This is a genomic window from Veillonella sp. T11011-6 (genome assembly GCF_002959755.1).
GTDB lineage: Bacteria > Bacillota > Negativicutes > Veillonellales > Veillonellaceae > Veillonella.
Map to the genome: position 1 here is coordinate 749,517 of NZ_PPCW01000001.1, position 21,431 is coordinate 770,947.

At 37.2% G+C, this 21,431-nt stretch carries 19 protein-coding genes and 1 tRNA gene; all 20 read right to left on the minus strand.

Going from position 1 to position 21,431, the window contains the following annotated elements:
- Positions 1-24: 24 nt before the first annotated feature.
- Positions 25-660, minus strand: coding sequence for a hypothetical protein (locus VRHSUH10_RS03505; RefSeq protein ID WP_105089460.1), 636 nt, complete (start codon positions 658-660; stop codon positions 25-27).
- A 128-nt stretch (positions 661-788) separates the two neighbouring features.
- On the minus strand, positions 789-2,477 hold the full coding sequence (locus VRHSUH10_RS03510; RefSeq protein WP_105089461.1) for a glutamine--tRNA ligase/YqeY domain fusion protein: 1,689 nt from the start codon (positions 2,475-2,477) through the stop codon (positions 789-791).
- A gap of 82 nt (positions 2,478-2,559) precedes the next feature.
- On the minus strand, positions 2,560-3,609 hold the full coding sequence (locus tag VRHSUH10_RS03515) for a D-glycerate dehydrogenase (RefSeq protein WP_105089462.1): 1,050 nt from the start codon (positions 3,607-3,609) through the stop codon (positions 2,560-2,562).
- Between the two features lie 171 nt (positions 3,610-3,780).
- Positions 3,781-4,248 (minus strand): large conductance mechanosensitive channel protein MscL, encoded by a 468-nt coding sequence (mscL, locus tag VRHSUH10_RS03520; protein ID WP_105089463.1) that lies wholly within the window; start codon positions 4,246-4,248, stop codon positions 3,781-3,783.
- A gap of 303 nt (positions 4,249-4,551) precedes the next feature.
- Entirely contained in the window at positions 4,552-6,222 is a 1,671-nt protein-coding gene (locus VRHSUH10_RS03525; RefSeq protein ID WP_105089464.1) for an ATP-dependent endonuclease, read from the minus strand.
- Positions 6,223-6,398: 176 nt separating this feature from the next.
- Positions 6,399-7,286 (minus strand): DMT family transporter, encoded by an 888-nt coding sequence (locus VRHSUH10_RS03530; RefSeq protein WP_105089465.1) that lies wholly within the window; start codon positions 7,284-7,286, stop codon positions 6,399-6,401.
- Between the two features lie 143 nt (positions 7,287-7,429).
- On the minus strand, positions 7,430-8,929 hold the full coding sequence (thrC, locus tag VRHSUH10_RS03535; protein WP_105089466.1) for a threonine synthase: 1,500 nt from the start codon (positions 8,927-8,929) through the stop codon (positions 7,430-7,432).
- A gap of 181 nt (positions 8,930-9,110) precedes the next feature.
- Positions 9,111-10,052, minus strand: a complete 942-nt coding sequence (locus tag VRHSUH10_RS03540) for a Dyp-type peroxidase (protein ID WP_105089467.1) — start codon at positions 10,050-10,052, stop codon at positions 9,111-9,113.
- A 205-nt stretch (positions 10,053-10,257) separates the two neighbouring features.
- Entirely contained in the window at positions 10,258-10,461 is a 204-nt protein-coding gene (locus tag VRHSUH10_RS03545; protein WP_105089468.1) for a helix-turn-helix domain-containing protein, read from the minus strand.
- Between the two features lie 89 nt (positions 10,462-10,550).
- A tRNA-Lys gene (locus tag VRHSUH10_RS03550) sits at positions 10,551-10,626 on the minus strand.
- A gap of 74 nt (positions 10,627-10,700) precedes the next feature.
- On the minus strand, positions 10,701-11,003 hold the full coding sequence (locus VRHSUH10_RS03555; RefSeq protein WP_105089469.1) for a hypothetical protein: 303 nt from the start codon (positions 11,001-11,003) through the stop codon (positions 10,701-10,703).
- Between the two features lies 1 nt (position 11,004).
- Positions 11,005-11,970 carry a GTP 3',8-cyclase MoaA gene (moaA, locus tag VRHSUH10_RS03560; protein ID WP_105089470.1) on the minus strand — a complete coding sequence of 322 codons (966 nt, stop codon included), beginning with the start codon at positions 11,968-11,970 and terminating at the stop codon, positions 11,005-11,007.
- A gap of 25 nt (positions 11,971-11,995) precedes the next feature.
- The gene (locus VRHSUH10_RS03565; RefSeq protein ID WP_105089471.1) at positions 11,996-12,436 is read right to left on the minus strand and encodes an MOSC domain-containing protein; all 441 of its coding nucleotides are present in this window, start codon (positions 12,434-12,436) and stop codon (positions 11,996-11,998) included.
- A 218-nt stretch (positions 12,437-12,654) separates the two neighbouring features.
- On the minus strand, positions 12,655-13,983 hold the full coding sequence (locus tag VRHSUH10_RS03570) for a nucleobase:cation symporter-2 family protein (RefSeq protein WP_105089472.1): 1,329 nt from the start codon (positions 13,981-13,983) through the stop codon (positions 12,655-12,657).
- 260 nt (positions 13,984-14,243) lie between these two features.
- The gene (locus tag VRHSUH10_RS03575; protein ID WP_105089473.1) at positions 14,244-14,861 is read right to left on the minus strand and encodes a cyclodeaminase/cyclohydrolase family protein; all 618 of its coding nucleotides are present in this window, start codon (positions 14,859-14,861) and stop codon (positions 14,244-14,246) included.
- A 150-nt stretch (positions 14,862-15,011) separates the two neighbouring features.
- Positions 15,012-16,682 carry a formate--tetrahydrofolate ligase gene (locus tag VRHSUH10_RS03580; protein WP_105089474.1) on the minus strand — a complete coding sequence of 557 codons (1,671 nt, stop codon included), beginning with the start codon at positions 16,680-16,682 and terminating at the stop codon, positions 15,012-15,014.
- 377 nt (positions 16,683-17,059) lie between these two features.
- Complete coding sequence (locus tag VRHSUH10_RS03585) at positions 17,060-18,328, minus strand: SLC13 family permease (RefSeq protein WP_105081995.1); 1,269 nt, start codon at positions 18,326-18,328, stop codon at positions 17,060-17,062.
- 103 nt (positions 18,329-18,431) lie between these two features.
- A complete protein-coding gene (gene ttdB / locus VRHSUH10_RS03590; protein WP_105089475.1) occupies positions 18,432-19,043 on the minus strand; it encodes a L(+)-tartrate dehydratase subunit beta in 612 nt (203 codons plus the stop codon).
- Positions 19,043-19,945: a L(+)-tartrate dehydratase subunit alpha gene (gene ttdA, locus VRHSUH10_RS03595; RefSeq protein ID WP_105085995.1), complete on the minus strand. Its 903-nt coding sequence runs from the start codon at positions 19,943-19,945 to the stop codon at positions 19,043-19,045. Before ttdA ends, ttdB begins: the two co-directional genes overlap by 1 nt.
- 385 nt (positions 19,946-20,330) lie before the next feature.
- Positions 20,331-21,359, minus strand: a complete 1,029-nt coding sequence (locus VRHSUH10_RS03600; RefSeq protein WP_105089476.1) for an AraC family transcriptional regulator — start codon at positions 21,357-21,359, stop codon at positions 20,331-20,333.
- Positions 21,360-21,431: the final 72 nt, after the last annotated feature.

Consider the following 21,431-nt stretch of genomic DNA (forward strand, 5'->3'; position numbering starts at 1 on the left):
TTGATATATATTTTCAATAATTATTTATTTTTTAACCGTTAGCAAAGTCTTAACTTTAGGGAATATCGCAGCATCATCAGCTTCATTTATAGCTATAAAACGTGCATTCGGACCAGTATACTTATCATCAAAAAGGCTAATATGTAAAACTTCATTATAAGAATTATTATTAGCTACACTTTTATATTTTAATATTCCTTCGTATACATTACCTTGTTTAGCTAATGGCGTTACAACTGTGAAAGTACCAAGAATTGGACTATCCCCCTTATTAATAGCAGAAGCAAGTGCACCTAGTGAAGATGGATCTGCATTGACATGCTTAGTTTCACTCATGCGACCAGATAATTGCTTTCCTAATACTATATTACCATATACAGCATAGTTCATTTCATTTTCGTTTTTAATATTCAATGTATATACATTAGCAGAGGTAGCACCCGCTTCTATAAGCACAGATTTAATATCTTTTTTTGCATCGCCTGCAAAAAGTGCTTTAGGATTATTTTGATACATTGTAACACCTTCAGGTAATTTAACACCTTGATATGTTACAGTTTGACTTTTATTCAAAACGGACTTAATGTTTGCTGCAGAACCTATTGCTGGAACAGATACTAATACAGCAGCTGCAGTAGCAAGTAATACTAATTTTTTCATATGTCTCCTCTAATGAAATGTTAATGTCACAAACTCTCAACATTTATAGTAACAACACAGTAGTAAAGAACCGCCTTTAGTGGAGCGGTTCTTTATCATTATCTTAGCAACGTATATGCCTGACTAAATTATTTTTTTTGTGCCTTAGCCCAGCTATCGCGTAAACCAACAATACGGTTCATTACGATATGATTTGGTGTACTATCTTTATCAGTTACAAAGTAACCTTGGCGCAAGAATTGGAAATGGTCTCCTGGTACAGTATTAGCAAGACATGCTTCCCCTTTACTATGGAATACTTGTAAGGAGTCATGGTTGAAATCGCCCAAGAAGTCTTTACCATCGGAATCTTCTTTAAGTAAATAATCATATAAGCGAGATTCAATATCTACTGCAGTAGATGCTTCAACCCAGTGCAATGTACCTTTTACCTTACGAGTGCAACCGCTGCCGCTCTTAGTTTCTGGATCATATGTACAGTGTATTTCTGTAATATTGCCATTTTCATCTTTGATAACATCAGTACATGTAATGAAGTATGCACCTTTTAAGCGTACTTCTTTACCTGGTGCCAAGCGGAAGAATTTCTTAACTGGCTCTTCCATAAAGTCATTGCGTTCAATGTAGATTTCACGACCGAATACAACTTCACGATTACCCAACTCTTCATTTTCTGGATTATTTTCAACTGTGCATAGTTCAGTTTGACCTTCTGGATAGTTCGTAATAACAACTTTCACAGGATCAATAACTACCATAGGGCGTGTAGCTTTGAGTTTCAAATCTTCACGGATACAGAACTCAAGCAAAGCAATATCAACAACGCTATCTGCTTTAGCGACGCCAATACGATCACAGAAATCACGAATCGCTTCTGGCGTGTAACCACGACGACGCAAGCCAGAAATAGTAGGCATACGAGGATCATCCCAGCCAGCTACGAGACCAGCTTCCACAAGTGCACGTAATTTACGTTTGGACATAACCATTTTAGTTACATTTAAACGAGCAAATTCAATTTGTTGCGGAATTTCAGTATCATCCCAATCCTCAAGTACCCAATCATACAATGGACGATGAACTTCAAACTCTAAAGTACAGATAGAGTGTGTAACACGTTCGATAGCATCTTCAATAGGATGAGCAAAGTCATACATAGGGTAAATCTTCCACTCATTGCCTGTGTTATGATGTTCTGCATTTACAATACGATAAAGAACAGGGTCACGCATAACGATATTAGGATGGCCCATGTCGATTTTTGCACGCAATACCTTTTCACCATCAGCGTATTGACCATCTTTCATTTCTTCGAAGAGTTTCAAGTTTTCTTCTACGCTACGATCGCGGTATGGGCTATTAACACCAGGTGTAGAGAAATCGCCACGGGTTTGTTTAATTTCATCAGCCGTTTGATCATCTACATACGCTTTGCCAAGAGTAATTAATTTCTTAGCATATTCGTACATTTGACCAAAATAGTCAGATGCATAACGTGGTTCATCAGCCCAATCAAAGCCGAGCCATTTTACATCTTCCATGATGGAGTTTACGTATTCAACATCTTCTTTTGCAGGATTCGTATCATCAAAACGAAGATTTGTTAAGCCATTGTACTGTTTGCCAATACCAAAGTTAAGACAAATAGATTTAGCATGACCAATATGTAAGTAACCATTTGGTTCTGGCGGGAAGCGAGTTAACACACGACCACCGTATTTGCCAGTTTCGTTATCTTTGTTGATGATAGCTTCGATAAAGTTAACAGACACAACTTCTTCAGGAGCTACAGTTTTTTCAATATCTTTATGTTCCAACGTTCTAACCTCCATAGGATAAATATTCTTTTATTTTACCATATTTTGCATAATACCGCATATCTTTTGAGGTCTTGTGATATTAGTCGAAATCAGCTAAGTCTATACCAGCTTTTTTAAGCTCTTCTAAGGCAGACTCTACATCCATTTCTGGTTTCTTATAGTTAACTTCTTCATTAACACAGGTCTTTAATGGTTTCTTATGAACGCCAGCAATAATATTGTCAGCCGTCAAAATAGACATATCATAACGCGTACGATCAGTATAAGAACCAATATGTGGTACGATAAGACAGTTCTCAACATCCAATAATGGATGATCTGCTGGCAATGGCTCTGGATCAGTTACGTCAAGTGCTGCGTAATCGATTTCACCTGTTTTTAGGGCATTAATCAAAGCATCTGTATCAACGATAGGTCCACGGCCAACATTAACAAACAATGCAGTATTCTTCATTTTTTTGAAGAATGCTTCATCACACATGTGATATGTTTCATCTGTTAGTGGAGCCATCACACAAACTACATCACTAGTAGCTAACAAGTCATCTAATTCCATATACGTAGTTTTATGAATCTTGTCATCAATACGCTGATTACGATTATGGTATACCACAGTCATACCGAATGCACGGGCACGACGAGAAATAGATACACCAATAGCCCCCATCCCAATAATACCAAGGGTACGGCGACTCAAATCAAAACCTTTAATATTAGATGGTCTTTGAGCCCAACGTCCTTCTTTTACGAAATTAGCATTTTCCAGAATACGACGACTAGCAGTGGCAATCAATGTAAAAGCAAGCTCTGCTACGGTTTCATTAAGAACACCTGGCGTATTGCCATAAGGAATACCTGCTGCCGTTAATTCATCAATTTTTACATTATCATAACCCACAGCTGCTTGAGCAATAACCTTTAAATTAGGTGCATTTTTTACAAGATCACCGTCTACATCTAAAGGGCGAACACACCACAAACCATCCGCATCAACGAGCCATTCCTTTAAGGTCTCACGAGGCATTACAGTCTTTTCAGTCCATTGGCGCACATCTACGTGCTCTTTTAAATAAGCAATTGCATCTTTACGGACTAAACCGTTTACAACAACTAGAGGTTTTTTTTCCATATGTATAAGTCCTCCAAAAGCGTCTTATAATACACGCACAAGAATTTCGCGTTAAAGTTAATATTATATATTTCTACTATATACTTATATTTTATACTAGAAAGCTGGCGTAATACAACAAAAAGGAGTAAGGCCTAGGCCTTACTCCCTTTATGTAGCTTTAAATTTGAATTATTTCAAATCTGCTGTACAGTTAGGACATTTAACTGCATCAATGTGAATTTCTGTTTTACAGAATGGACATTCTTTAGTTGTAGGTGCTTCAGCAGCTTCTTCTTCTTTCGCGTTTTTCATCATTTTAGCTAATGCGCGAACCATCAAGAATACAACGAACGCCAAGATTAAGAATTGAATCAAATCAGTAATAAATGTACCGTATGGCAATACAGAACCAACTGCACGAGCTGTATTAATATCAGCACCAGACATAAATGCATCTTTAGATGCAGCATTTAATGGCAAGTACAAGTTACTGAAATCAATACCGCCTGTGAACAAGCTGATAATAGGCATGAACAAGTTGCTTACAACGGAGTTAACCAACGCTGTGAAAGCAGCCCCAATAATCATACCAATAGCAAGGTCCATCATGTTACCTTTGAATGCAAAAGCTTTAAAATCGTTCAAAAAATCTTTCATGTTCTCACTACTCCTAGATACACTTAATTGAGAATGCGTTAATAACTGTACTAATCATAAAGGAAAGATGAAGAGATGTCAAGAATTTTCGATGTAGTCTTTCGAATTTATTTAATATAGTTTTTCATAATCCTATCTATTATTGTAACAAACCAGTAATCATGCGTATTTTTCGCACCATATTGATATATGCTTCTTCAAAAATTCTATTTAAAATACGTAAAAAATAGAGCCTAATCCTACATCGGTTAAACTCTATTAATTAGAAAAAATAATTTATAGTCCTATATATTATATATACTATTATATGTTTATACCTAAGGAAATAGCTTTAGCCCGTTCTATAACTGAAATAAATGCCGGCGGTATCATTTCGGCCTCTAAGAATTGACTAATACGACGCCCTACAATAACGCCTTTATTAGCATAGAACCAGGAGAAATAATAGACATGTAAATCATCTAATTTGCGATCTGAAATATTTGATAAACATCGTTGTCTAATTTGCTTTTTCGTAATTCCTAGCTTGGCATAACCTCGTCGGGCCATATCCTTTGTCACCATTGGTCTAGCATCATCGATTATATCCTTGATAATAGCATCTATAATGGAACGTTTACGCAAGGATAATAGATGAGTAACAAAGTCCATTTCAAAACATATTTCATCCGTATAGAATATATTGCTATGTGCTTTAGAATATTTCCCTTCTACATCGCGATCATAGAGAGCGACTGTAGGTATGGCAAATCGATTAAACAGTTTTTGTAGTTTACTAATAGAGGACTCACCACGTGCATTGATAAGACATATGCCAAAGTAATCAAAATCTACACCTAATTTTTTCCCAAAGCCAGCAAAACTGCCATACTCTGTTTCACCCTCTACAAGAATGATACACCGTGCATAGAGCGCCTGTTTAGCCTCAGGGAAATGCATAATCAAGTGCTTTTCTACTTCCTTAGGAAAATTAAAGGTCACTCCACAAGCTGTACAAACCATATTGTTCTCATCACGGTATAGACGAATTATATGACGATAGTCGTCAACTAGCGCATCCGTACTATGAGTAACTACAAAGAGCTGCCCTAAAAGTCCATCAATGTTAAATATATCTCTTAGCAACGCCAAAAATTCTTCGTTTTCATTCGTTGCAATTTGGCGATAATAATTTAGCACGGCTCGTTGCAAGTACGGACTTAAGTGTAACTCTGGCTCATCGACACTAATAAAAATAGGTAAATACTTACGACCTTTTTCATCATATACGAGAAGAGATTCTAAATTTGTTGTTGCACTATTAATCTTCATATAAATTTGCGCCAAAATCTTAAGAGCCACCGCCATAATTAAACGCACATTATCAGCAGAGTATTTATGTTCCATTGCGGATGAAGTGGATAACACTTCTATGAGGTGTTGAATATTGAGCATACAATAGGGATCTAAATCCTTACGCAAACTGACGATTTTACGTTGTAAATCATCAGTTACCACTTCCAATCTAGACACATAGTCTTCTAATAGTTTTCCTAGCTCTACATAAACTGAGGATGGAATAGTAAACAACTCTTGTTCAGAAGTATCTCGATGACACATATATAAAGCATGACGAATCATAGAAAGCGCCATAGGCTCAATACCTTTATCAGTCATGCTATACAGGCGTGGATATACCTCTTGTACCACTTGTTCTAATCGTAACCGATAAATTGGCCCCTCATTAGGGGTAAACATACTTTTATAATTTAATTCACCAAGTGATAGTTCAAAATCTATGCGAATCGGTTTATGTACATCTGTAAAATCATGTTCATTAAAACCGTGACACTCCATGACAATTTCTAAGAGATCTAAAAAATTAGACTTACCTACTGCATTTTCACCAACGAAATAATTAATATCATTGTGAAAGCTCAAGGTCACATCAGCCAAGTTGCGATAGTTTTCAATATGCATCCATTTTATATACATAGCCCCTCCTCCTGTAGCTACTTTCAAAATGAAAGAGCCCTAGTATATTTTTAATAACAACCCGATACATCATTATCTTAGATATTTTTCGCACCTATATGTAAAAAGGTGCCAATCACGAATGTGATCAGCACCCCCACTGTCATACAACGTTTGATATTGTATATATTCGACATTTATTTAATTTTATCCTCTATAACCTTGCCTTCACGCAAAGTACCACTTTGCTCTTTAAGGCGTGCTAGCATAACAGAGGACACAAACATGGCAATACCAGCCCCAACGGTTTCAATGGATAAGGTTTCACCAAAGAACAGGAATCCATAGAAGGAACTAATGAATACGCCAACATATTGTAGAAATTGAGCCACTACAGCGTTAGTTGTAACAAAGGCACCAGTCAAGAAGAACTGAGCCACTACACTAATACCACCAATCGCCAAGATGATAAGCCAATCTGTACCTTGAGGCATAACGAGTTTGTCAGTTGTAACAAGCCCTGCAATCATACCAGTAATCATAAAATACGCCATAATTTCGAAATTACTATGTTTACCTCGCTTAGATATAAGGCGAATCGTTGTATACGCAGCCGCAGATAAAGCAGCCCCTAAAATAGCTACTAAGGCAAACCAAGTAAAGCCAGTAAAGCTAAATGGATTTACCATAACCATTACAGCTACAAAGATCAAAAGAAGCCATTTTCCAGCCCCTTTAGGTACCCGTTCTTTAAGAAATAAGGCGCTAAATATCAATACAAATATACCTGATGTTTGAAATAAAATCGTTGCATCAGATAACTTTAAATGCACTAAGGCAATAAAGTTACAAACCATTCCAAAGCCGCCGTATAAACCGCGCATTAGTAGATGTCCTCTATCTTCTTTAGAGAATCGGATGCCTTGGGTATACATAACGATAAGAACCGCTACAGTACCAAATAAGCCACGGAAAAAGGCAATTTCCCCAGAAGGAATATTAGAGCCAAGCATCTTTACGAATAAATTCATCGTACTCAACAAAAGAGCCGATAACAATGCGTACATAAGGCCTTTTTTAGCCATACTACCTCCCTATACACTTCTACTATAATGTTACTACATAGTTACTGTCCTGTATTATCTATATAAGCAATCCGATATACAGGAGATACATAGTTTACAAAGCCAAAATATATGCCGCCCTTCTAATGAAAGGCGGCATCATATTATTTAGAGAATGTATCTACAAAATCAAGAATTTCTTGTTTCATATCCTCTTTATCGATTGCTTTTGTAAAACGCAATGGTTTAGATTTCAAAGCTTCCAATTGTTTAGGGAATGCTACACCCGTTACAGCAGAAATATTATCTAAGCTTTCATACGGTGTGTCACCCACTTTGATATCTAAAGCCTCGCAAATGGCTGTAGGGAATTTAAATGGATGTGCAGTAGACGCAATAATTGTATGGCGTGCACCATCTTCAGGATGTTTTTCTAATTCCTTCATGTATGCACCCATAGCTACCGCCGTATGAGGGTCCATTACATAACCATAGGAGTTGTACACTTGTTCAATGATGGCTTTTGTTTCTTCATCATCAACGTAGGCACCTGCGAAATTAGCTTTAACACGACAGAACTCTTCTTCGTTGACAGTCAATTTACCGGTTGCTTTAAGATCTTTCATCCAACCAGCGGTACGTTCACTATCTTCACCAGAGATATAGTACAAGAAACGTTCAAAGTTGGAGGATTCAAGAATATCCATGGACGGAGAAATCGTTGTATAGAATGGGCGGTTCATATCGTATGTGCCAGTTTCAAAGAAATCAGTAAGCACATTGTTTTGGTTGGATGCACAAATCAATTTACCAATAGGAATACCCATTTTTTTAGCATAGTAAGCAGCCAAGATATTACCAAAGTTACCTGTTGGCACTACTACGTTGAAAGCTTCGTCTTCGTGAATAGCACCTTGTGCTACGAGCTCAGCATAGGCATTTACATAGTACACCACTTGAGGTGCTAAGCGGCCGATGTTAATGGAGTTCGCACTAGAGAACATAACACCTTTTGCAGCAACCTCTTCTGCTGTAACCTTATCAACGAATAAGCGTTTCAAGAATTGTTGAGCATCGTCAAAGTTACCATGAATAGCTGTTACATTAACGTTCTCCCCTTCTTGCTTCTGCATTTGTTCTGCTTGCATAGGACTTACCCCATCTGTTGGGTAGAATACTTGAATATGTGTACCAGGTACATCTTTAAAGCCTTCAAGGGCTGCTTTACCAGTATCACCAGATGTAGCCGTTAAGATAAGAACCTCTTTTTTCTCACCTTCTGCTTCTTTTGCCGCCACTAATAGATATGGGAATAAGGACAATGCCATATCTTTGAAAGCTTGTGTACGGCCGTGGAATAATTCCAATACAGAAACCTTTTCTAATAAGGAATGTAACGGCGCAATATCACGAGTACTGAAATTAGCATCAGAGTATGCAGAATTGATCATTTCATTTAAATGAGCTTCAGAGAAGCATGGGAACAACTTAGATAATACAATAGCTGCTACCTCTTGATAGTTTTTATCTTTCACATCATTGTAAGTTAAGCAGTTTGTAGGAAATAAAGATGGTACATATAGACCACCATCCTCTGCTAAGCCGTGCAATAATGCATATGTTTCATTTACCGCAACGGTACCGCGGGTGCTAGTATAATTCATGGAATACCTCATTCATAACTACAATGGATTTTACGAGTTTAATAGATTTATTATAGCATAAAAGCGCCCCTAAAAGGAGCGCTTCTATAGAGTTTATATGATATTTTCACTCAAATTATATGCTGCTAACAAAACTGAGCATCACAAACCATATAAATCATGCATAAACTAGCTATGCGGATTATAATTCGCCTTCTGCAATAGCATCCAATGTATCAAGGGATGGAATGAAGAAGAGCATGCCTGTAATAGGTTTGGAATAATCAAGCAATTTATCATTTTGCGTAAACATATTAGTAAGCATTGTTTTAGTTACATCCCAGTAACGAGCATAGCCAATAAAGTATGTACCACGTACACCTTGACCCGGTTGAGCAAACGGTACATTCATGCGCACGATTTTATGTTCTTTATCATCGCGATTATCTTGTGACACTACATTATGAGCTGCTGGATCTTTTTCATCATCTTCTAACTCAATATCGCTGAATTTACGACGGCCAATGAACTTTTCTTGCATTTCTGTAGGAAGCGCACGCCACGCATCAAGATCGTGTTCATATTTTTGAGCAAATGCATAAGAACCATTAGTGAATTCAGGATCTTCATCACCAATAACGCCCCACTCTACAGCTTCTTGACCAACAGGGTTTTCAGTACCATCTACAAAATCAATGATGGCGCGACCTTGTTCATAATGGAAGCCATGAGTTTCATCTACTACAGATGTAATAGGACGTAAGAACTCCATAATTTGATCCACTACAGTATATTTAACGGACTCATCATTGGAACGTACATGCAAGAATAAATCAGCTGCTACAGCTGGTACATCTTGTTTATCACCTTTAATACCTTGGAAGTCTTCTAACTCTTTTGGTACAGGTGCATTAGGGAATAAATAATCCCATGCTTTACGGCTGAAACCAAAAGCAATGCCCAAACCTTCACCATTTGCACGAATGCTAACAGAGCGTTTAATAGCTTGAATGCGGTCCGCCATATCTTGAATCACTTCGAGTTCAGCGTCACGATCTTTACGATTTAATAATAATGTTGTAAAATTTACACTTTGTCCAGCATCTTTATACACATCTTGTGTTCTAGAAACATCTACTGCCATTGGGTGCCTCCTAATGAGAAAAATTATTATATAGTAATCATAAGCTATTAAGCCCGTATTGTCTATAAGATATAAAATATTCCAATAATTAATCCTGTTATCCTACAAACACAGTGTTTTATTCCATTTCATATTCTCTTACTCACCTATATTTCTATATATTTTTTTATAAAATGATGTCAAAATGATGTCAAAAATATATACATTATATGTGACGATCCATTTCTTCACCATATAGTCTTTCCATTCCTTGACGAGTTACAAGCCAATTTTTGCCCGACTTTCTAGCTTCATCATCGGTAAATTGTTTATTTGCATATCTTTTTAAACAGCATTGCTTGATAGAATCAGCTGGTACATTCCATCTTTCACCAGCCTCTTGTGTAGTCATAACGTCATCTAGTTTCATTACAGTACTCCCAATATTACTAATAGATTATAGACGGATAAAACAAAGGCAATAACAAGAAAAACCCGCACCAAAGTGCGGGTTTATTTTGGTGGACCACCAGGGGTTCGAACCCTGGACACCCTGATTAAGAGTCAGGTGCTCTGCCAGCTGAGCTAGTGGTCCATGACACGACTAATTATATGCCTATTTTATAGGAATGTAAAGAATATTTATTACATTCCTATAAAACATATACATCAATATCGTCCTAGCCAATCCTTCATCGTATTACAAGCCTCCGTAGGGAGAATATCACTAGTTCCTACGCAGTCAGTACCACTATATAGTTGAAGAACACTATGCGTACGACTTACCTCTTTAATAATAATGTTTGTCACATCAGCCTTTGGCACATTAAATTGCAATCCATAACGTCCCTTGTAGGTAATGACAGCAGATTTTGTATCGTATTCTATATGGACTTGAAGCATCTTGCCACCAGGCCAACATTCTTCAATATGTTCCTTTGATCTTGGTTTTAGAAAATCAAAAAATCCCATATTATCCTCCAATGCGCCACATAGGACGTTCTGGTTGTTCCATACCTACGCCATCATGACGTTCTTGCTTTCGTTGCAATGCACGTTCAATATGCAAAGCTAAATCTTCCTCGGTCGCACCATTGCGCACAAGAGATACAAGATCAGCCTCATCATCACGCAACAAGCATAAACGCATTTGCCCATCCGATGTAAGACGAACGCGATTACATGTATCGCAGTAGCTATGAGACATAGAAAAGATGAATCCTACAGCCTTTCCACTTGGTAGCGCTAAATACGTAGCAGGGCCAAAGCCATAAACGGAATGTACTTCTGTAAGCGGACCTCCACTAACACGTTCTAATTGAGCCTTCCATTCATCAAAGGTTGGACCATGGAACGCATCGCCTTGGAATGGCATATATTCAATAAAACGCCATACAACAGGCCACTTTTCTACATACTGTAATAAAGATTTAACTTCATCATCAGACCAATGGCGAGATAATACGGTATTAATCTTTACTGATTTAAAATTCTCGCTAATAGCACTGCGAATACCATCTAATACGGAATCTAGCTGCCCCTCTTTACCTACACAAGTGGCAAAGGCATCACTTTCAAGAGAATCTAGACTGATATTCACTCGATTCAAACCAAGTTTTTTCAATCGTTGTGCTCGAGATGCAAGCAAGCTACCATTAGTAGTCATAGATATATCTTCAAACCAACCAGTATCCTTGATACGAGTTAAAAGCTCTTCAATATGAGGATATAGTAATGGCTCGCCACCAGTTAAACGTACCGCTTTCACGCCGATACGATGGAAGGCACCTAAAATAGTCATCCATTCATCAACTGATAATAATTGTGTCTGACTTTGAGGTGTAATTTCAGCAGGTCGACAATAGGGACAACAAAAATTACACGCATCTGTCAATGACAGACGTACATATTCAATTGTACGGCCCCATGCGTCTTTCATAACACACCTCGTTTATCCGACTAAGTTATTTGATAATAGATACTTCATCACCTACGTGAATCGTACCATTTTTAAGGACTTTGCCAAAGATGCCTTGTGTAGGCATGATACAAGATCCTACTTGTTTCATGATTTCACAGCCATGATGACATTCCTTACCAATTTGAGTAATTTCAAGAATTACATCCTTACCAACTCGTAATTGTGTGCCTACAGCCAATTCGTAAAGCACCATACCTTCAACAGTGATATTTTCTGCAAAATCACCAGGTTTTACATCCGCTCCTTGGGCACGCATATGATCGATGCTTGCAATACCAAGCAAGCTGATTTGACGATGCCAATTGCCTGCGTGCGCATCACCTTCCATACCATGATCTACGATAAGATTAGCGGATTCAATATTATGTTTCTTTTGCCCTTTTCTCTCACTAATGGAGATAGCAATAATTTTTCCGTCTGCCATGTAACCCTTCCCTTCTTATGGGAACATACCATATATACATAACTTTATTTCAACATGTAATTGCAGTCATTTTTATAATTTTCATGTTACTGAAAGCATCACAAAATTATTCTACAATTATCTATCTATTATAGCATAGTATTCACACAAATTTCCTGTGAATTTAATCACTAAAAAAGAACTCTGCTCCAAGGAACAGAGTTCTTTTTTAGTAATTTTTATCGACGACCCATTTCTTTAATTTCGTCACCACGATTAACACCATTAAGTAGTAAATTAAGCAATATTGCCATAATACTACCGAAAGTGATGCCAGATTTTAAAATAATTTGTGCCCACGCAGGGAAATTAGCATAAAAGTTTGGCGCTGCAATTGGAATCATAGCTACACCAATACTGATAGCTACGAGCATTAAATTATGATTGCCTTCAAAGCTAACCTTGCCTAAGGAACGAATACCGCTAGCAACGATCATGCCGAACATGGCAATACCAGCACCACCCAACACGGCATTCGGAATGCTAGCTACGATAGCCGCTAATTTAGGGAATAACCCCAATAAAATCAAGATTACACCCGATGCAGCTACAACAAAGCGGCTCTTAACACCTGTTACGGCAATAAGACCAACGTTTTGAGCGAATGCTGTATAAGGGAAGCTATTAAGAATACCACCAATAATTGTAGATACCCCATCAGCACGAATAATAGAAGCAAGTTCTTTACGACCAATTGGCTTATCTACGATTTCACCAATAGCGATACTATCACCAGTTGTTTCTACCATAACTACGAGCATTACGATAATCATGGAAAGTACAGACGCCCAATCAAAGGTTGGTAACCCGAAATAGAAAGGCTCAATAAACGCAATCCAGTGGGAATGACCAACTTCATCAAAGTTTGTAACACCCATGGCAAACGCAATCGCTGTACCTGCAATCAAACCAATTAGTACAGAAAGATTACTAAAGAATCCTTTGGCAAATTTATAAACAAATACGACGATTAAGAAGGTAAGAAATCCTAGTCCAATATTGGTAAAACTACCAAATTGAGGATTACCTACACCGCCACCCATCCAATTAATAGCAACTGGCATCAAGTTAATACCGATAATGGTAATAATTGTACCTGTAACTACAGGTGGGAATAAGCGAATAAGACGACTGAAGAATGGCGCTATCAAAAAGGTAAATAAACCGGCTACGATAATAGCACCATAAATAGCAGTCATACCATGCTGAGCGCCAATCATGGCCATAGGTCCAACAGAAGCAAAGGTAACACCTTGGATCATCGGAATACGTCCACCAATTTTACCAAAACCTAATGTTTGGATTAATGTGGCAATACCGCAGGTAAATAAGTCCGCCGTAATTAATCGAATCAAATCTTCCATAGGTAAGTTCATGGCCTGTGCCACAATAATAGGTACAGCAACGGCACCTGCATACATGGCCAGTACGTGTTGTAAACCAAAGGCAAAGAGCTGTGGTATTGGCAACATACTATCGACCGTATTCATTTGTTTTTGATCTGTCATAATGTCTCCTACATCAAACCTCGAAATAACACCCATTCATTTTACACTATCGTTCGGATTTTAACAATAGAAAAAAGAGAACTCATTATTTTTAAAAGAAATAATAAGTTCTCTTTTAAATTTTTCCGAACATTAGGTTTTTAAAATCCTCAATAGTTCGAATTCACTTAAAGTATTATTTAAAAGTATTATTTATTAGTATATACAGTCGTATATCTTGTTATTTTAATCTGCTATTTTAATCTGCTATTTTGAGCTGGCTATACATATAACGCTATAATTGCCGCTTCTTTATCATCTAAACCTGTTTCAATAGCCTTCATTTTTGTGGTTATATCAGCTACAAATGCTTCGTCTTTAATACCGGATAAATTAATACGTACGTTTAGGAATGCCGCCTTTACTGCAGCACGAGCATTGATTGCAGCAATAATACCATCAGTAATAAGATTTTGATTACCTTTTTTAGATGCTAACGCTGCTAAATCAAAGATTTGATAAGCTAACTCGCCGATTTCAAAGGGAACCATCGCAGCATCTTTATAAGCTTGTTGAATAGCGGCAATACGTTTAGACTTTTCTTCATCTGTATTCTTTGGCAAACCTAAGGCATTCATAAAGATATTAAATACATCTGCATCAGCTTGAGATAATTCGAGCATGCGATTACGAATAGATTCCGCTTTAGCTTGAAGATCTTTCATTTCAGATTGAACATCTTCATATCCCTTTTTACTAAAGGTTAAATTCGCCACCATTTCAGCTAATGCTGCACCAGTTGCAGCCGTTAAGGCCGCAATGGCCCCACCACCTGGAGTTGGTTCTTTAGATGCAGTAGCTGCTACAAAATCTACAACACGTTGTTCTACTAAATTCATAACAAGACCTCATGTAAAAGCGATAACAAGCTATCCTTGTTATCGCTTTGTCATTTCTATAAAAATATACAGGTAACACAATATATAAACTAGTGAAAGTAGACACTACCAATCGGCAGTAAAAAAATTGTCTACTACAAGGAATTTATATTAGAATAAACCTTTAATCGTACCATCTGCTTCGATATCCATATTAAGAGCGGCAGGACGTTTAGGAAGACCAGGCATAACCATTACATCGCCCGTACGGCATACGATAAAGCCTGCTCCATTAGCAACACGAATATCGGATACGGTGATAGTAAATCCTTTTGGCGCACCTAATAAAGCTGGATTATCAGATAAGGAGTATTGTGTTTTTGCCATACATACAGGTAAACGATCAAGGCCCCAATCAGCTAATTGTTTAATTTGCTTTTTAGCTTTATCTGTAAAGATAACGCCATCGCCACCATAAATGGTTTTAACGATTTTATTTACCTTTTCTTCTAAGCTATCTTCTAAAGCATATACAAATTTAGGTGTTGGTTTAGAACCTTCAAGCAATTCAACGACTTTTTTAGCCATATCAATGCCGCCTTCGCCGCCTTTTTCCCAACATTCATTGAGCTCTACAGGTACACCAAAGTCATCACAGAGACGAGTCAATTCAGCAATCTCTGCATCGGTATCGGTAGCAAATTTATTAATTGCTACCAATACAGGCACATTGAAGTAACGCATGTTTTCAATAGCTTTTTGCAAATTGCTGAAACCTTTCGTAACGGCCTCAACATTTTCAGTGCTAAGTTCTTGTTTAGGCACACCACCATGCATTTTAAGAGCACGCAATGTAGCTACGATTACAATTGTATCAGGGAAAATTTCACCGTAACGACATTTAATGTCGAGGAACTTTTCAGCCCCTAAGTCAGCACCGAAACCAGCTTCAGTAACTACGATATCGCCTAATTTAAGGCCAAGCTTTGTAGCTACGATGGAGTTACAACCATGAGCGATGTTAGCAAATGGACCACCGTGAACGATAGCTGGTGTATGTTCTAATGTTTGTACTAAATTCGGCTTTATGGCATCTTTCATAAGAAGGGCCATCGCACCTTGGCAACCAAGTTGATGAACATAAACAGGCTCACCTGCTAAATTACAGCCGATAACGATACGACCAAAGCGTTCTTTTAAATCTTCTAGATCTTTAGCCAAGCAAAGAATAGCCATGATTTCAGAAGCAACAGTAATCATGAAGTGATCTTCTCGTGGGAAACCGCACACTTTGCCACCAAGTGCTACAGTTACGTTGCGAAGTGCACGGTCATTCATATCTAAAACACGAGTCCAAGAAAGTTGACGCAAATCGATTTGCAATTCATTACCTTGATGGATGTGATTGTCGATCATCGCGGACAATAAATTATTAGCTGCTGTAATAGCGTGCATATCACCTGTAAAATGAAGATTAATATCATCCATCGGTACAACTTGAGCGTAACCGCCACCTGCTGCACCACCCTTAATGCCAAATACAGGACCTAAGGATGGCTCACGCAATGTGGCAATCGCATTTTTGCCAATTTTTTGTAAGCCTTGTACAAGACCAATGCTCGTTGTAGACTTCCCTTCACCTGCTGGCGTCGGTGTAATAGCCGTAACGAGCACTAATTTACCATCAGCTTTAGATTCTAAGCGACGAATAGCATCAAAAGAAATCTTCGCTTTATAATGACCATATTGTTCAATATCATCAGGTGTTAAACCACATTTATCGGCAATAACCTGAATCTTCTCCATCTCATTCTGTTGGGCAATCTCAATATCGCTTAACATAAAGCCTCCTCGGCACCATGGCCATCTATCAACTATATAACAACTATAAACATATTATCTAATATTTACTATTTAATGTTAATTGTCTACTGCAGATGTATATTTGTACAACTACAGTAATCTATTATATATGAAAGTATTACGTATGTCTAATATTAATCCTTAACAATTTTAGCAATATATCTAATAGATCTAAGATGCCTAAGACGTATAGAAAATCTAATACGTCAAATACGTATAATACGTATAATACATCTAAAACATCTAATAGCTAAATTATATTATCTAATACGTTTATCACTACCTATTGCACATATGAGAAAGAGCCCTAATGCAGCATACATTAGAGCTCTTTCTAAAAAACTTATATTATCTCATTAAAATGGGAATAAGATTGGTAATAATACGAGTGCTACTATACTAGATACAACAATAAGTGGTAAACCAGCTTTCACATAATCCATGAAGCTATAACCAGCAATGTTGTATACCATAGTATTCGCAGGCATACCAATTGGGGTAGCATACGCTAAGGAGCTAGCAATTACGATAGCTGCAAGCACCGCTTTTGGATCGAATCCCAATTGAGATGCTAAGCTAAGACCGATTGGTACCAATAATGCACAGGTAGCAGTATTAGACATGAAGTTCGTCATGAATACACCAAGCACAAAGATTACTACTAGAACAACAATTGGAGATGGACTAGCACCAAGGCTGTTTACGATAAGATCTGCAATTACAGAACCAGTACCTGTTTTAACCATTGCGTCCCCAAGGGCCATAGAGCCAGCGAAGAGCATGATTGTTTTCATATCTATAGATCTAACAGCTGCACTTTCACTAATAACATTAGTAGCAACTAATACAAGAGCACCTATCCAGGCACTTACATAAAGTTTTACACCTAATTGTTTTTCAAAGATCATAGCAACAACTGTCAAAATTAATACAATTGCAGCAGTCCATTTTTTCCAAGACGGTACATGGCTATAATCGTCATTGCCTTCAAAGGCTCCATCTGGTTGATGACTTGGAGCATCTGGTAAGAAACGTTTACCAATTGTAGCATAGAATATAGTACCTACGATAAGGATTGGTAAGCCTACTAGACCATAATCAAAGAAACCAAAGGAGCCTAAGCCTGCCTGTTGTAAACCTGCTTGCGCAATCATATTACCAGGCGCACCGATAAGAGAAATATTACCACCCATAGCTGCAGCAAATACAAGAGGCATCAATAATTTAGTTTGTTTAAAACCACTCTTTTTACAAATACCGATAATTACAGGAATCAGTACAGCAGCTGTACCAGTATTAGATAAGAAACCAGATAAAATACCTGTAATCATCATAACTGCAACAAGTAAAGATGTTTCAGTTTTAGCAAACTTATGAACTACATTACCTACACCTACAGCAACACCTGTTGCAAAGAAGGCTTCACCAATAACAAACATGCCCATAAATAGTAAAACGTTTGGATCTACAAAACCGGCAAATGCTTCTTTAGCAGATAAAACTCCACTTAGATGCAAGCCTACAGCTACGATCATAGCGGTAATAGACAATGGAATTTTCTCCCACGCAAACATGACGATGGCAAATACCAAGAAGCCAAGAGTTATCATTACACTCGTATCCATATATACCTCCTAATACGTGTAATATACCTAAAAAAGGGTGCAAAAAAGGAGGATTGTACAAAATCCGTATAATCCTCCTATTTAGTTACATTTCACAATGCAATTATTTAATGAAGCCTACGTGTTTATAGAGTTCTTCTAACACCTCTTCTTTTTTCGCATTGTATTCTACTTTTTTATTTTCAAAGTAGTTATTGCCATCTGCATCAATAGATACGATAAGCGGACCAAATTCTTTTACCTTAAAAGTCCACAAAGTCTCACACATACCTAATTCACGCCAATTAGCAGATTCTACTTTTTCGACTTCTGTAGCAGCAAGAACTGCATTGCCTGCAGGGAATACACAGTGTAGTGCGCCAAAGTCTTTACATGCACGTGCTGTTTCAGGGCCCATCCCACCTTTACCTACAATGAGACGGACACCGGTCTTCTTAACAAAGTCATATTCGAATTTTTCCATTCTCATAGATGTAGTAGGTCCTACAGATACTACTTCAAATTCATTATCGCTTATAGTACGAATAATTGGGCCCGCGTGAAGGATAGCACCATCTTTAACGTCAACTGGTAACGTTTGACCTTCTTCCACCACACGACGATGCCCCATATCACGACAAGTTGTAATATGCCCAGTCAAATAAATCACATCGCCGGGCTTAATGCCTGCTAAATCAGATTGTTGAATAGGTGTAGTTAATATTTTCTTAGCCATTATAATGTCACTCCTTTATGAGATTTAACTGTGCAATTACCATCCTTGTCAAATACGAGATCGCCGCGACGATGATTCCAACAACCTACACTGACAGCACAAGAAATAACAGATGGATGACGTGTACCATGTTCAATGTTAACACCTAATACAGTTTTATCCCCACCCATACCTTGAGGTCCAATACCAATCTTATTAATTCCATCCTCTAACAATTGTTCCATATAAGCCGCTTTTTCATTAGGTGCTTTTGAAGATACAGGACGCATTAATGCTTTTTTAGATAAATCAGCCGCAGTATCAATAGTTGTAGCAATACCTACACCTACCAATAGTGGAGGACACGCATTCAATCCATAGCTTGTCATCAAATCAAGAACAAACTTAGCAACACCTTCATAGCCTTCGCCTGGCATCAATGTTTTACCTGACCCTGGCAAGGAGCAACCGCCGCCAGCCATGTAAGGGAAGATTTCTACATCATCGCGATCAGGAATGATATCCCAGTGAATATAAGGTGCAGTGAGGCCAATATTTTTACCAGTATTAAATTCATCAAAGGTTTCTACACAATTCAATCGTAATGGAGCTTCTTGTGTAGCCTTATAGGTTGCTTCTCTTAGAATATCTTCTAATTCTCCTAGTAATGGATAATTAGATCCAACCTTTACCCAAAATTGTAAGACCCCTGTATCCTGACAAGAAGGACGATTAAGCTGAGCTGCTAAATCCATATTATGTTGCATTGTCTCATAAATAGATTTGGCCATAGGATTTTTTTCATCCTGCGCCAATTCATGAATTTTTTCTTGTACATCATCAGGCAATACCTTTGCCATATAAGAAATGAAATTAGCTATCTTATTAGTCATTTCTTGTACTTGTTGTTCCTTCGTACTCATCGCAAACCTCCAAAAGGACTTCATTATTTAAGACTCAATAACTTCTATTTCGGAACCTTAGTTCCTTTCGATGATTTCATTGTACTCTTTTTTCAGAATATAACTATCCAATTTACAAGTTGTTTTTGCTTGTAAAAAAACAGTAATTTCATACAAAACCATCTATATGATTATATTTTCACCCCTCTAAAATATACAATTACACCTATCTAGAAATACAAAAAAGAGCACTACCTATCAAAAGGAAGTGCTCTTTCATCATTTATTTTTATATGCTTATCAAATATACAAAATCACCTATACCTAATGATTGTATATCTACCTTAATTTTAATTTTCAAAATCATAAAATTATAACTAACTACAAAGTATTATAACAATGAAAATTATGATTGTAAATTTCTTATAACCAGCTCAAGTTGTTCTCTAACAGCCTTTAACTTTTGATTAGCCTCCTCTAATCTATCCTTATTGATAGATTCATCTTGGTAGGGTAAACAAGTTTGTAAAATATCTATAATATCTTCTTCCTTTGTAGAAATAATTTCCTTCCAATCATGTAATTTTGTCTTACGTCCCATCTCTTTTGCTTGCTTTCTATATTCAGATGGTGTTGTATGGAAATGTTTCTTGAAAGCTACATTAAAGGCTTTAATATCTGCGAAACCACAGCTACTTGCAATATGTGCCACTCCATCTTCAGAGTTAACCAAACGAACTGTAGCCTCTCGTAATCTCAACCGCAATAAATACTCTAAAAAGGAAACCCCTAATTGGCGTTTAAAAAACTGAGATGTATAGTTCACATTATAACCGCCAATTTTAGCAATATCTTCTAACTCAATCTTTTGCTGATAGTTTTCATCAATATAAGCAATCATTTTATCAAAGGTAGCTACAGTCATATCAACAGGCTTTGTATGTACAGGGGTAGTCTTAACCGTATCAATTTCACGATATATATCACTAATCAAGGCTAAATAGTGACTCTCCAACCGTAATTGACAATCAGGCCTTTCACCATTCACCATTAGTAACATCATTTGCGCTGCATGATGACGTAAGGACGTAAATAATTGATTATACCGATTAGTTTTATCTGAGCGCAATACAAATTGGTACATTCCAAAGTTAGGATCAAAATATTGGAAAAACTCCTTACTTACATGAATAACAAGAGCAGTCGTATCCTCCTCTAAGGCCAACGTAGCATGACCTACTTGAGGAGAAATAATAATTGTATCAAGAGGCTCCATAGTAAAAACCTCACTATTACAACTCATATCAATTCTACCCTTTAACAAAATTAGGATTTCCACACCACTGTGCCAGTTGTAATGATATGTACTAACCTTATATATATCACTATTAAAATCTATATGATTATGTTTATAGGTATAGTGAAAGTAATCCATAACAACGTAACACCCCTTATAAAGTCAAACAAGTACCTATCAATTATTTACATAAAAAATGCATCCCTTAGA